This is a genomic window from Paraburkholderia denitrificans (genome assembly GCF_042655705.1).
Classification (GTDB): domain Bacteria; phylum Pseudomonadota; class Gammaproteobacteria; order Burkholderiales; family Burkholderiaceae; genus Paraburkholderia; species Paraburkholderia denitrificans.
Window position 1 is genome coordinate 123,558 of record NZ_JBHSMP010000006.1, and the last position, 12,486, is coordinate 136,043.

Genomic DNA, 12,486 nt, shown 5'->3' on the forward strand with positions numbered 1-12,486 from the left:
TACGAGGTATCAGACAGGCTTCTTGGCCGCAGCGGCAGCCGAACGCGAAGCTTGTGCAGCAGCCTTGCTCGCTGCAGCCGTGGCGGCGTTGAAGTTGCTTTCGGCCATTTCGACCGCTTGCTTCGTGGCCTTCTGAACCGTTTCGTACGTCGTGTTCGCGGCGTTGATCGCCGACTTGATCACGGCGACGGCCGTTTCCGAACCGGCCGGTGCGTTCTTCGCGACGTTGTCGACGAGCGACTGCACCTTGCGGGTCTGCTCTTCATAGTGCGCTTCGGCGACCTTCGCGAATTCGGCTTGCGTGGCCGACGCGATCTCATACACGTGACGGCCGTACGAGAGCAGCTTTTCGGTCAGCGGCTGGGCGTAGCTCGTTTGCAGGGCGAGCAGCTCCTGCGCGTCTTTCGCCGACAGCGCGCGTTGTGCGTGCTCCTGCGATTCCGCGAGATTCGAGCGGACAGCCTGAAGATTCAATTCGACGATTTTTTCCACGCCCTCGAACGCCTTGCCGGTCAAACCGAAGAGGGTTTCGAGATTGGCCTTCTGGGCAGCGACGAATTGCTCAGGGGTCAGCAGACTCATGTTTACGCTCCTGGATGGATGACGGGCCGTCTGATGCGGTCCGTGTAAGTAAATGGCAAGACTTCGGGGACTCTGCCGCGAACTTTGTGCGTCGCAACATTAACAATGATTTTAGGATTGTCCGTCAGAAAGTCAAGGATTATTTGTGCGTCGCACAATGCACATACTCTCTTATTAAACAACTGCTTATGCAGCGTGATTAGGGCTGCATCACTGCGCTTCGTGAGATTCGGGCTGTAATCCTGTTGCTCGCTCAAGGCAAAGCCGCACTGCATCTGGCAAGATGCACTTGCTCTATCCGATACACATGTCAGAATTACTACGAGCAGATACGGGATTGCACGAGTTGCGTCCACTAAATTCGAGATGGAACGTTAAAGAGCCATCGCAGTCGAATGCGCACTGTGGACGCGTTCGTTCCCCGGTATTTTCCCCAGCATCAAGTTTGGCTCTGCTTGTGCCGTAAACGTCGTGCAGACGAATGCGGTGCCGTGTCGGAGGGGAGGGCCGAGCATCTCGATTGCTGATTTACATCGGATATCTGGAGCCTGTCGACTGCTTCAATCGGAGGTCATACTTCGGTTTAATGAGCGCCGGTAAGTGCTTCAATTTGCGAATTTTTCGTGGTTTTACTACACTTGGCGAAAGTCCCGCCGCTCCATTCAGAACACTAATGAAATCCGACAAACCCCTGTCGTTCAGACTGATGCACGGTGCGTTGCTCAGCACCGCGCTGTCGGTGGCTGTCTCCGTAGCCATCAGTGCGACGATCGCCGCGCCCGTGAACGCCTTCGCTGCAACGCAAGATGCAGCACCGGCCAAGACGACGAAGGCGACAAAGGCGAAAAAGGCCACGCGCAAGGTCACGAAGGCGGCGCCCGCCGAGGTCTCGCAGACCCCGGCAAAAGCCGCACCGGCCCCGGCGAAAGCCACGCGCACCGCCGCGGCCGCCGAGCACGATGCACGCCCTGCCGTGAAGAAACGACGCGTGAGCTACCGGATGAACGGTCGCCATCACACGGCGGTGCACCGCGTCGCGTTCGAGCCGCGCAACAGCCAGGCGTTCGGCCTGCACGAATCGGGCGACGCGCTGATGCTGCGCTCGGGCGTCGCCTACGTGGTCGACCAGAACACGCTTGAGCCGCTCTTCGACAAGAATTCGCATTCCGTCGTGCCGATCGCCTCGATTTCGAAGCTGATGACCGCGATGGTCGTGCTCGACTCGAAGGAACCGCTCACCGAGCAGATCGAAGTGACCGACCAGGATCGCGACTTCGAGAAGAACACCGGTTCGCGCCTCTCGGTGGGCTCGGTGCTCTCGCGCGAGGACATGCTGCACATCGCGCTGATGGCGTCGGAGAACCGCGCTGCGGCCGCGCTTTCGCGCTACTACCCGGGCGGTCGCCCGGCGTTTGTCGCGGCGATGAACGCGAAGGCGAAGCAGCTCGGCATGACCGATACGCACTTCGAGAATTCGACGGGCCTGTCCAGCCAGAACGTGTCGAGCGGGCGCGATCTCGCGAAGATGGTCAACGCGGCGTATCAATATCCGCTGATCCGCAAGTTCTCGACGGACCACAGCTATGAAGTGTTCACGGGCAAGCGCAACATCGCCTACAACAGCACGAACGCGCTGATCCGCAGCGCCAATTCGTCGTGGGACATCGGCCTGCAGAAGACCGGGTTCATCAACGAAGCGGGCGAATGCCTCGTCATGCAGGCGACGATTCACAACCGTCCGGTGATCATGGTGCTGCTCGATTCGAGCGGCAAATACTCGCGCTTTGCCGACGCGGTGCGCGTGCGCGCATGGCTCGACAATGGCGGCGCCGATCAGCAGCCGCATATCACGAGCGCGGATGCGAACGGCGCGGGAACCTGATCGTAGGGAAAGTTTGCCAAAGCGAAACGCCCCGCAGTTCAATTGCGGGGCGTTTTTATTTGTCTGGCGGGGGTACTCGGAAAGCCGAATAAAGCAGCACAAGATCGCGCTTACGCGGGCTGCGGACGGCCTTCGGCGGGCTCGGGGCGATAGCCGAGCGATTCGGAAATGACGAGCGCGGTCTTGCTGAGCTGACCGAGCCACGAGTCCTGCAGGCGGTCGGCGGGCGCCGACAGCGAGAGCCCCGCGACCAGCTTGCCGGTATCGTCGTAGATGCCGGCTGCGATGCAGCGCACGCCCAGTTCCAGCTCCTCGTTGTCGCGCGCGCATGACTGCTGGCGCACGTATGCGAGTTCGCGCTCGAGGCGGCTCAGGTCGGTGATGCTGTTGCGCGTGTGGCCCGATAGACCGGTGCGCGTGGCGTAGGCGCGCACGCGGTTCGCTTCGTCGGCGGCGAGAAAGAGCTTGCCGACCGACGTGAGATGCAGCGGCGCGCGCCCGCCGATTGCCCGCACCACCTGCATGCCCGAGCGCTCCGAGTAGGCGCGCTCGATATAGACGATCTCGTCGCCCTGGCGCACCGACAAATTCACTGTCTGGCCGGTGAGGCGATGCAGTTCGCGCATGGGCATGAGTGCGGCGTCGCGTACCGATAGACGCGCCTTTACGAGGTTGCCGAGTTCGAGCAGGCGCATGCCGAGCCGATAGGTGCCGGGGTCGGAACGGTCGACGAGCCGGCAGCTCACCATGTCGTTGAGGATGCGGTGCGCGGTGGACGGATGGAGTTCCGTGCGCTTCGCGAGCTCCTTGAGGCTGACCGGGTCGCTGTGCGAAGCGAGCGCGTCGAGCAGGCGCATCATCCGCTCGATTACCTGAATGGAGGTCTTCTGATCGGGTGTGTTGCCACTTTCGCTCATAGTTCGTATTCGGTAGTCGCGTGAAGCGGAGAGGGCATTGTATATCGTATTGTGAAAAAAGACAGCGTCCATCCGACATACGCGCGGCAACGCATGACCCCGGGCCTCGGGAAATGACGCGTTGGTCACGTGCGCGAAACGTCGGATAATCGGGGACGGTTTAACGGAGGAGCTTCCATGCGAGTCGGTTTGTTGGTCACCTGTCTGATCGACACGATGCGTCCCGAGATCGGGTTTTCGGTGCTCAAGCTCCTGGAGCAGGCCGGCTGCGAAGTGATCGTGCCGCCTGCCCAGACCTGCTGCGGACAGCCCGCGTACAACTCCGGCGAGCGCGCGCTCGCACGCGATCTCGCGGAAAAAACGCTGCGCGAATTCGAGCAGTTCGACTATGTGGTGGTGCCGTCGGGTTCGTGCGGCGGCATGATCCGCGTGCATTACGGCGACCTGTTTCGCGACGACCCCGAACTCATGGGCCGCTACGGCAAGCTGCGCGAGCGGGTCTACGAACTGACCGATTTCCTCGTCAACGTCGTAAAGGTGTCGCTGCCGGCGGGCGAATTCGCCGGGCCGGTCACTTATCACGATTGCTGCTCCGGCCTGCGCGAGCTCGGCGTGAAGGAACAGCCGCGCGCGCTGCTCGCACAACGCGGCGTCGAAGTGCGCGAGATGACGGGTTGCGAGCACTGCTGCGGCTTCGGCGGCACGTTCGCGGTGAAGTACGGGTCGATCTCGACCGCCATCGCCGACGAAAAGTGCGCGAACGTGCAAGCGAGCGGCACGGGCGCGGTGGTACTCGGCGACCTCGGCTGCATGCTCAACATCGAAGGGCGCCTGCGCCGCACCGGCGACAGCGCGACGCGCGTGCTGCACGTCGCCCAGGTGCTGGCGGGCGACGCCTGAAGCACAGCCTCTCGTTTACATCCCGCTCATTTGCCTGGCTTATTTGCCTGGCTTATTTGCCGGTCTCATTTGCCAGGTTCGCCGCCAGGATCCCAGCCCATGCAAGTCCAGTCGATGCACTTCAAGGCGCGCGCCGGTCAGAAGCTCGCTGACCAGCGTCTCCAGCAGAACCTCACCAAGCTCTCGACGAAGTTCGTGTCGGCGCGCGCGCAGGCGATCACCGCCATCGACTTTCAGGCGACGCGCACGGCGCTCAAGGCGCGCCGCAACCGTGCGCTCGACAATCTCGACGTCTGGCTGGAGCGGTTCGAAACCGAAGCGACGCGCCGCGGCGTCACGGTGCTCTATGCCGAGACGGCGCGTGATGCGGCGCAGCTCGTTGCCGATATCGCGCGCAAGCACAACGTGCGCAAGGTCATCAAGACGAAGTCGATGGTGTCCGAGGAGATGCGGCTGAACACCGTGCTCGAAGAGATGGGCGTCCAGTCGGTCGAGACCGATCTCGGCGAGTACATCCTCCAGATCAACGGCAACGAGCCGCCGAGCCACATCATTGCGCCGGTCGTCCACAAGGACAAGGACGAGATCGCCGATCTCTTCGCGAAAATGCACCACAAGCCGCGCCTCACCGAAATCCCCGATATGACGCGCGAGGCGCGCGAGATGTTACGGCCGCATTTCCTCTCGGCGGATATGGGCGTGACGGGCGGCAACTTTCTCATCGCGCAGACGGGTTCGGTCGCGCTCGTCACGAACGAGGGCAACGAGGGCATGTGCACGGTGATGCCGCGCGTGCACGTCGCGGTGACCGGGATCGAAAAAGTGCTGCCGACGCTCGAGGATCTGGCGACGGCCATGCGTCTGTTGCCGCGCTCGGCAACCGGGCAGGCGATCTCGAACTATTTTTCCTTGCTGACCGGGCCGCGCGGCAAGGACGACCAGGACGGTCCGGAGCATATGTACGTCGTGCTTGTCGACGGCGGCCGCACCGGGCTGATCGGCGGGGAGTTCCAGGAGATGCTGCGCTGCATCCGCTGCGGCGCGTGCATGAATCACTGCCCGGTCTATCAGAAGGTGGGCGGGCACGCTTACGGCTGGGTCTATCCGGGGCCGATGGGCTCGGTGCTGACGCCGAGCTACGTCGGCGTCGACCAGGCGCTCGATCTGCCTCAGGCCTCCACGCTTTGCGGCGAGTGCAACAGCGTCTGCCCGGTCGGGATTCCCATCTCCGACCTGCTGCGCAAGCTGCGCGAGAAACAGGTGGAGCGGCACCTGCGGCCGTGGCGCGAACGCGCGGCGCTGGCGCTCTGGGGCTGGCTGGCGCTGCATCCGCGGGCGTACGCGCTCTTAACGAAGCTTGGCGTGCGCGTGCTGGAGCGCATGGGCGGGCAGGCGCGGCTGATCCGCAAGCTGCCGTTCGCGCACGGCTGGACCGATGGCCGCGATATGCCGGCGCCGGTGGGTCGGACGTTCCGCGAACTGTACGCTGCGCGGCACACCCATCTCGACACGACCGTTCGCCGGTCGAACGCCAGCTGAGCCGGCGTGCTCAGGCGTCCCGGGCGCACTGTGCGCACTGTGTATTGGGAGGAAACAGTGTGTTCGGCGCGAGCCGGTTTTTCGTGATTGCGGAAATCTATACTATTTCGGCTGGCGATAGTGCGTCCTGCGCTGATCGCCCAGCCGGGAGAGATCCGCATCATGAGAAAGGAAATATCGGCGTACTGGCCACTGGCCGTCATCGTGCCGTTCGCGGCAATCGCATGGATTCACGCATGGCAAGCGGCCCAACAGCAGGCGCCGCTCGCCGTGGAACAAGTGAGCGCCGAACTTTCGCGCGCCGTGTCGTATGGCTATGTCAGCAGTGACGGGGCCGAATCGGTCGCGGTCGTGCGCACCGGCGCGGCGTTGCGGCCGTAGCCCTCGGATCGAGTGTCCGTCTTCTTTGTATAATCGCCAGCTGGCCTCGATCTGGCTTTGAGTTGACGTTATTGGCGCTGCCCTTCGATACGATGAAAAAGGTTTCCGTTTGCTTCGTTTGCCTCGGCAATATCTGCCGCTCGCCCACCGCTGAAGCCGTGATGCGGCACCTGGTCGAGGAGGCGGGGCTCACGGAGTGCATCGACGTCGATTCGGCGGGCACCGGAGACTGGCACATCGGCGAGGCGCCCGACGCGCGCGCCCAGCGCGCCGGAGGCCGACGCGGATACGATCTGGCGCCGCTGCGCGCCCGTCAGATAGAGGCGGACGATTTCCAGCGTTTCGATTTTGTCCTCGCGATGGACGACGCGAACCTGAGTGCGCTGGAGGACGTGTGTCCTGCGGGGGCGCGCGAAAAGGTCCGTCTGCTGATGGAATTCGCGCCGCAGCTTGATGCGCGTGTGGTCGCGGATCCCTATTTTGGCGGCGATGCCGGCTTCGAAACGGTGCTTGATCAGTGCGAAACAGCCTGTGCGGGCCTCCTGGCCGCGCTGCGCACCCGGCTCGGCGACTAGCGCAGGCCCACCATGACAGAGAAATCCCGCGTTGCACGATTTGGGCCGTTTTGGGCTATTAACTGCATGGCGAATAACCCAAATGGCGGTGCGGATACTTGACTAATTTGCTCATGTATTTATACTTGACCAAAATTGTCAGGCATCGCGGTTTTCCCACATCATGAGACTCACCACAAAAGGCCGTTTCGCCGTCACGGCGATGATTGACCTGGCGCTGCGCCAGGAGCAGGGCCCGGTGACGCTCGCCGGCATCAGCCAGCGGCAGCACATTTCACTGTCCTACCTCGAGCAGCTTTTCGGCAAACTGCGCCGGCACGAGATCGTCGAATCGGTCCGCGGGCCGGGCGGCGGCTACAATCTCGCGCGTCGTGCGGAGGATGTCACGGTCGCGGACATCATCATTGCCGTCGACGAGCCGCTCGACGCCACCCAGTGCGGCGGCAAGGGCTCGTGCGAGGGCACCAAGGCGCACGACGGCCACTGCATGACGCACGAACTGTGGTCGACGCTGAACCAGAAGATGGTCGAGTACCTCGATTCGGTGTCGCTCAAGGATCTCGTCGACAAGCAACGCTCCCGCGAAGGTGTCGCGCCGGCCGTGCTGCGCGACCGCCGCACGGATGCGCCGGCGGTCGAGCCGTTGCGCGCCATGCCTCTCGGACCGAACTCGATATTCAACATGGCCGGCTCCTGAAGCGTGACGACGGCTGGCGCAATATATAAAAGCAGCACACAGATTCCCCGGAGCAATTGATGAATAACGACATTCCCCACCTGCCCATTTACATGGACTACAGTGCGACGACGCCCGTCGATCCGCGCGTGGTGGACAAGATGATCCCGTATTTGCGCGAGCAGTTCGGCAATCCGGCTTCGCGCAGCCATGCTTACGGCTGGGCCGCGGAGCGTGCGGTCGAAGAAGCGCGCGAACAGGTCGCCGCGCTCGTCAACGCCGATCCGCGCGAAATCATCTGGACGTCCGGTGCAACCGAGTCGGATAACCTCGCACTCAAGGGCGCCGCGCACTTCTACAAGAGCAAGGGCAAGCACATCATCACGGTGAAGACCGAGCACAAGGCCGTGCTCGACACCTGCCGCGAACTCGAACGCGAAGGCTATGAGCTCACGTATCTGAGCGTGCTCGACAACGGCCTGATCGACCTCGAAGCGTTCAAGGCCGCGCTGCGCCCCGACACGATCCTCGTTTCCGTCATGCACGTGAACAACGAGATCGGCGTGATCCAGGACATCGAGACGATCGGCGAGATCTGCCGCGAGAAGGGCATTATTTTCCACGTCGACGCCGCGCAATCGACGGGCAAGGCGCCCATCGACCTGCAAAAGCTCAAGGTCGACCTGATGTCGTTCTCGGCTCACAAGACTTACGGCCCGAAGGGCATCGGCGCGCTGTACGTGCGCCGCAAGCCGCGCGTGCGCATCGAAGCGCAGATGCACGGCGGCGGCCACGAGCGCGGCATGCGCTCGGGCACGCTTGCCACGCACCAGATCGTCGGCATGGGCGAAGCGTTCCGTATCGCGCGCGAAGAAATGGCGACGGAAAACGAGCGCGTGCGCATGCTGCGCGACAAGCTGCTGCGCGGCCTGAAGGACATCGAAGAAACCTACGTGAACGGCGACATGGAACGACGTGTCCCGCACAACCTGAACATCAGCTTCAATTTCGTCGAAGGCGAGTCGCTGATCATGGCGGTGAAGGACGTGGCGGTGTCGTCGGGTTCGGCGTGCACGTCGGCGTCGCTGGAACCGTCGTATGTGCTGCGCGCGCTCGGCCGCAACGACGAACTGGCTCACAGTTCGATTCGTTTCACCGTGGGCCGCTTCACGACCGAAGAGGATGTCGATTACGTGATCAACCTGCTGAAGACGAAGATCGCCAAGCTGCGCGAACTCTCGCCGCTGTGGGAGATGCATCAGGACGGTATCGATCTGTCGAAAATCCAGTGGGCCGCGCACTGAACGCGCGGAAGTGACCCAATCAGGCCGCAGCGCAACTGCGATAACGCGCGTGCAGCGCGGCCGACGAACTGAAGGAGTGTGATCATGGCATATAGCGAAAAGGTTCTGGACCACTACGAAAACCCGCGTAACGTCGGCTCGTTCGCGAAGGACGACGACACAGTGGGCACCGGCATGGTGGGCGCACCGGCCTGCGGCGACGTGATGAAGCTGCAGATTCGCGTGGGCGCGGACGGCGTGATCGAAGACGCGAAGTTCAAGACCTACGGCTGCGGCTCGGCGATCGCGTCCAGCTCGCTCGTGACCGAGTGGGTCAAGGGCAAGACGCTCGACCAGGCGCTCGCGATCAAGAACACGCACATCGCGGAAGAGCTCGCGTTGCCGCCGGTCAAGATCCACTGCTCGATTCTCGCGGAAGACGCGATCAAGGCAGCGGTCGCCGACTATCGCCAGCGCCACACGGAGCAGGCGGACGCGAGCGCGGCCTGAAACCGCGCGGTCGCAGAACAGGAACCAGGAGTGCGGCGGATGGCAGTCGATCCGCTGCGACGCTAACGACTTTGAATGCAGGCAAGGGTGGCGCTACGGCCTGACGGGACGGTTGGTCCGAACCGCACGGCTCGAGGGCGCTGCAAGAACGCTATGGCAATTACGTTGACGGAAAAGGCAGCACAGCAGGTGGAAAGGTACCTGGTGCGGCGTGGCAAGGGCGTGGGCCTGCGCCTTGGCGTGCGCACGACGGGTTGTTCGGGTCTTGCGTACAAGCTCGAGTACGTGGATGATCTGGCACCCGAAGACAGCGTGTTCGAGTGCCATGGCGTAAAGGTCATCGTCGATCCGAAGAGTCTCGCGTACATCGACGGCACGGAGCTCGACTTCGTGCGCGACGGGCTTAACGAAGGTTTCAGATTCAATAATCCGAACGTGAAGGACGAGTGCGGCTGCGGCGAGTCCTTCCGTATTTGAGCCCGCCCGATGCGGGAAAAAGGCGGCACAGGCCGCCTTTTTGACTTTTAATGGCATGCGCGCCGCACATGCGGACGAAGCCGACGAAGCCCCGCCGGGGCGGCATTTTTCGATGACCTCGCTTTCTTCGCTCTCCGATAGCCATTTCGTTCTGTTCGGCCTGCCCGAGCAGTTCACGATCGACGCGGCCACGCTCGACCACGCCTACCGCACCGTACAGGCACAGGTGCACCCCGACCGCTTCGCCGCGGCCGGCGACGCGCAAAAGCGCATCGCGATGCAATGGGCTACGCGCACGAACGAGGCGTACCAGACGCTGCGCGACCCGCTCAGGCGCGCGAAGTATCTGCTGCATCTGCGCGGCATCGACGTCGGCATCGAGAGCAACACGGCGATGGAACCCGCGTTCCTCATGCAGCAGATGGAGTGGCGCGAAGCGATCGAGGACGCGTACCGCGCGAAGAACGTCGATGCGCTCGATGCGCTCGCGGCGGAACTGCGCGACGACGAGCGCGTGCGCGTCGCGAAGCTCGTGGCGCTGCTCGACAGCGGCGCGAACCAGCCGGCGGCGGAAGCGGTGCGCCAGCTGATGTTCATCGAGCGCGTGCTGCATGAGATCGACGTGCAGATCGAGCGACTCGAAGGTTGAATGTGCAGGGGCCGGCTGACGGGGCTAGTGCGGCGGGCAGGAAGTAAAACACGGATTAGAAGGGCCGCGAGGCCAGCAAACGATCACACAGATGGCATTACTTCAAATCTCCGAACCCGGCATGGCGCCGGCGCCGCATCAGCGGCGACTCGCGGTCGGCATCGACCTCGGCACGACGAACTCGCTGGTCGCCGCGGTGCGCAGCGGCGTGCCCGACGTGCTGCCCGACGAGGCCGGCCACGTGCTGCTGCCCTCCGTGGTCCGCTATCTCGCGAACGGCGGCCGCCGCATCGGCCGCACGGCGAAGGCGGAAGCCGCGAGCGATCCGCGCAACACGATTGTCTCGGTCAAGCGTTTTATGGGGCGCGGCAAGGCCGATGTCGAAGGCGCCGTGAACGCCCCGTATGAATTCGTCGACGCGCCGGGCATGGTGCAGATCCAGACCATCGACGGCGTGAAGAGCCCCGTCGAAGTCTCCGCGGAAATCCTCGCGACGCTGCGCCAGCGCGCTGAAGACACGCTCGGCGACGACCTCGTGGGCGCGGTCATCACGGTGCCCGCGTATTTCGACGAGGCGCAGCGCCAGGCGACGAAGGACGCCGCGCGTCTGGCAGGACTCAATGTCCTGCGCCTCCTGAACGAACCGACGGCGGCGGCGATTGCCTACGGCCTCGACAACGGCGCGGAAGGCCTCTACGCGGTCTACGACCTCGGCGGCGGCACGTTCGATCTGTCGATCCTCAAGCTCACGAAGGGCGTCTTCGAAGTGCTCGCGGCGGGCGGCGATTCGGCGCTCGGCGGCGACGACTTCGATCAGGCGCTGTTCGCTTACGTGCTGGAGCAGGCCGGCGTCGACGCGGCCACGCTCGCGCCCGAAGACGTGCGCTTCATGCTCGATCGCGCGCGTGATGCCAAGGAAGCGCTCTCGTCGGCGCCCGAGGTGCACATCGACGTCACGCTGTCGAGCGGCAAGCAGATCGCGCTGACGATCGACGAGCCGCGCTTCGAAGCGCTCACGCAGACGCTCGTGCAACGCACGCTCACGCCGACGCGAAAGGCGCTGCGCGACGCGAAGGTCACACCGAAGGACGTGAAGGGCGTGGTGCTGGTGGGCGGCGCGACGCGCATGCCGGTGATCCGCCGCGCGGTCGAGCAGTACTTCGGCCAGCCGCCGCTCACGAATCTCGACCCCGACCAGGTCGTCGCGCTCGGCGCGGCGATTCAGGCCGACCTGCTCGCGGGCAACCGCGGGCGCGAGGAAGACTGGCTGCTGCTCGACGTGATCCCGCTGTCGCTCGGCGTGGAGACGATGGGCGGCCTCGTCGAGAAGATCATCCCGCGCAACTCGACCATTCCGGTTGCGCGCGGGCAGGACTTCACGACGTTCAAGGACGGCCAGACGGCGATGGCGATCCACGTCGTCCAGGGCGAGCGCGAGCTGGTTGCCGACTGCCGCTCGCTCGCACGGTTCGAGCTGCGCGGCATTCCGCCGATGGCGGCGGGCGCGGCGCGTATCCGCGTGACCTATCAGGTCGATGCGGACGGCCTGCTTTCGGTGTTCGCGCGCGAGCAGCATTCGGGCGTGGAGGCGTCGGTGGTGGTGAAGCCGTCCTACGGCCTCGCCGACGACGACATCGCGAGGATGCTCGAAGACAGCTTCCAGACCGCCGAAGTCGACATGCGCGCGCGTGCGCTGCGCGAGGCGCAGGTGGAAGCCGAACGCATCATCGAGGCGACCGTGGCGGCGCTCGCCACCGACGGCGAACTGCTCGACGCCGACGAGCGCCAGCAGCTCGACGTCCTGATCGATGCGTTGCGCACGATCGCACAGGGCGAGGATACGAACGCGATCGAGGCCGCGACGAAGGCGCTGTCAGAAGGCACCGACGATTTCGCCGCGCGCCGCATGAACAAGGGCATCAAGCGGGCGCTGGCGGGCAAGCGGCTCGATGAAATCGGCTGAATGCCTGTGAAGTACGCCCGTGAAGTGCGCCTTTGAAGCGCGCCTTTGAAGCGCGAGCGGATCGGGCATGAACGAAACATGAATGAAGCGGCGCGTGCGTGCTTTCCCGATGTGGAAAAACGCAGCGCGCCAGTAGAATGGACGCAGGCCGC

The 12,486-nt window shown here is 63.8% G+C and carries 13 protein-coding genes; 11 read left to right on the top strand and 2 right to left on the bottom strand.

Features of this window, described 5'->3' with window-relative positions; all coding sequences use genetic code 11:
- Positions 1–9: 9 nt before the first annotated feature.
- Positions 10–582 carry a phasin family protein gene (locus ACFPTO_RS02340; RefSeq protein ID WP_377709198.1) on the bottom strand — a complete coding sequence of 191 codons (573 nt, stop codon included), beginning with the start codon at positions 580–582 and terminating at the stop codon, positions 10–12.
- Between the two features lie 673 nt (positions 583–1,255).
- On the opposite strand from ACFPTO_RS02340, the gene pbpG reads away from it, so the two are divergent.
- Positions 1,256–2,464, top strand: a complete 1,209-nt coding sequence (gene pbpG / locus ACFPTO_RS02345) for a D-alanyl-D-alanine endopeptidase (protein ID WP_377709199.1) — start codon at positions 1,256–1,258, stop codon at positions 2,462–2,464.
- Between the two features lie 110 nt (positions 2,465–2,574).
- On the opposite strand, the gene ACFPTO_RS02350 is transcribed toward pbpG, so the two are convergent.
- A complete protein-coding gene (locus ACFPTO_RS02350; protein ID WP_377709201.1) occupies positions 2,575–3,381 on the bottom strand; it encodes an IclR family transcriptional regulator in 807 nt (268 codons plus the stop codon).
- Between the two features lie 177 nt (positions 3,382–3,558).
- Here ACFPTO_RS02350 and ACFPTO_RS02355 point away from each other — a divergent pair, with 177 nt between their 5' ends.
- From ACFPTO_RS02355 to hscA, 10 genes are all read left to right on the top strand, one after another.
- A complete protein-coding gene (locus tag ACFPTO_RS02355) occupies positions 3,559–4,281 on the top strand; it encodes a (Fe-S)-binding protein (protein WP_377709203.1) in 723 nt (240 codons plus the stop codon).
- 99 nt (positions 4,282–4,380) lie between these two features.
- Positions 4,381–5,820, top strand: coding sequence for a lactate utilization protein B (locus ACFPTO_RS02360; RefSeq protein WP_377709204.1), 1,440 nt, complete (start codon positions 4,381–4,383; stop codon positions 5,818–5,820).
- 162 nt (positions 5,821–5,982) lie between these two features.
- On the top strand, positions 5,983–6,201 hold the full coding sequence (locus ACFPTO_RS02365) for a hypothetical protein (protein WP_377709205.1): 219 nt from the start codon (positions 5,983–5,985) through the stop codon (positions 6,199–6,201).
- 92 nt (positions 6,202–6,293) lie between these two features.
- On the top strand, positions 6,294–6,776 hold the full coding sequence (locus tag ACFPTO_RS02370) for a low molecular weight protein-tyrosine-phosphatase (protein ID WP_377709398.1): 483 nt from the start codon (positions 6,294–6,296) through the stop codon (positions 6,774–6,776).
- Between the two features lie 163 nt (positions 6,777–6,939).
- Complete coding sequence (gene iscR / locus ACFPTO_RS02375) at positions 6,940–7,473, top strand: Fe-S cluster assembly transcriptional regulator IscR (RefSeq protein WP_293042341.1); 534 nt, start codon at positions 6,940–6,942, stop codon at positions 7,471–7,473.
- A gap of 59 nt (positions 7,474–7,532) precedes the next feature.
- The gene (locus ACFPTO_RS02380) at positions 7,533–8,756 is read left to right on the top strand and encodes an IscS subfamily cysteine desulfurase (RefSeq protein ID WP_377709207.1); all 1,224 of its coding nucleotides are present in this window, start codon (positions 7,533–7,535) and stop codon (positions 8,754–8,756) included.
- An 84-nt stretch (positions 8,757–8,840) separates the two neighbouring features.
- The gene (gene iscU / locus ACFPTO_RS02385) at positions 8,841–9,245 is read left to right on the top strand and encodes a Fe-S cluster assembly scaffold IscU (RefSeq protein WP_293042347.1); all 405 of its coding nucleotides are present in this window, start codon (positions 8,841–8,843) and stop codon (positions 9,243–9,245) included.
- Positions 9,246–9,398: 153 nt separating this feature from the next.
- Complete coding sequence (iscA, locus tag ACFPTO_RS02390; RefSeq protein WP_296651840.1) at positions 9,399–9,722, top strand: iron-sulfur cluster assembly protein IscA; 324 nt, start codon at positions 9,399–9,401, stop codon at positions 9,720–9,722.
- 112 nt (positions 9,723–9,834) lie between these two features.
- On the top strand, positions 9,835–10,371 hold the full coding sequence (gene hscB, locus ACFPTO_RS02395; protein WP_377709210.1) for a Fe-S protein assembly co-chaperone HscB: 537 nt from the start codon (positions 9,835–9,837) through the stop codon (positions 10,369–10,371).
- Positions 10,372–10,462: 91 nt separating this feature from the next.
- Complete coding sequence (gene hscA / locus ACFPTO_RS02400; RefSeq protein ID WP_377709212.1) at positions 10,463–12,334, top strand: Fe-S protein assembly chaperone HscA; 1,872 nt, start codon at positions 10,463–10,465, stop codon at positions 12,332–12,334.
- Positions 12,335–12,486: the final 152 nt, after the last annotated feature.

Excerpts from the sequence above, each read along its gene's own strand:
- ACFPTO_RS02340 (WP_377709198.1), bottom strand. The coding sequence starts at position 582 with ATGAGTCTGCTGACCCCTGAGCAATTCGTCGCTGCCCAGAAGGCCAAT.
- pbpG (WP_377709199.1), top strand. The coding sequence starts at position 1,256 with ATGAAATCCGACAAACCCCTGTCGTTCAGACTGATGCACGGTGCGTTG.
- ACFPTO_RS02350 (WP_377709201.1), bottom strand. The coding sequence starts at position 3,381 with ATGAGCGAAAGTGGCAACACACCCGATCAGAAGACCTCCATTCAGGTA.
- ACFPTO_RS02355 (WP_377709203.1), top strand. The coding sequence starts at position 3,559 with ATGCGAGTCGGTTTGTTGGTCACCTGTCTGATCGACACGATGCGTCCC.
- ACFPTO_RS02360 (WP_377709204.1), top strand. The coding sequence starts at position 4,381 with ATGCAAGTCCAGTCGATGCACTTCAAGGCGCGCGCCGGTCAGAAGCTC.
- ACFPTO_RS02365 (WP_377709205.1), top strand. The coding sequence starts at position 5,983 with ATGAGAAAGGAAATATCGGCGTACTGGCCACTGGCCGTCATCGTGCCG.
- ACFPTO_RS02370 (WP_377709398.1), top strand. The coding sequence starts at position 6,294 with ATGAAAAAGGTTTCCGTTTGCTTCGTTTGCCTCGGCAATATCTGCCGC.
- iscR (WP_293042341.1), top strand. The coding sequence starts at position 6,940 with ATGAGACTCACCACAAAAGGCCGTTTCGCCGTCACGGCGATGATTGAC.
- ACFPTO_RS02380 (WP_377709207.1), top strand. The coding sequence starts at position 7,533 with ATGAATAACGACATTCCCCACCTGCCCATTTACATGGACTACAGTGCG.
- iscU (WP_293042347.1), top strand. The coding sequence starts at position 8,841 with ATGGCATATAGCGAAAAGGTTCTGGACCACTACGAAAACCCGCGTAAC.
- iscA (WP_296651840.1), top strand. The coding sequence starts at position 9,399 with ATGGCAATTACGTTGACGGAAAAGGCAGCACAGCAGGTGGAAAGGTAC.
- hscB (WP_377709210.1), top strand. The coding sequence starts at position 9,835 with ATGACCTCGCTTTCTTCGCTCTCCGATAGCCATTTCGTTCTGTTCGGC.
- hscA (WP_377709212.1), top strand. The coding sequence starts at position 10,463 with ATGGCATTACTTCAAATCTCCGAACCCGGCATGGCGCCGGCGCCGCAT.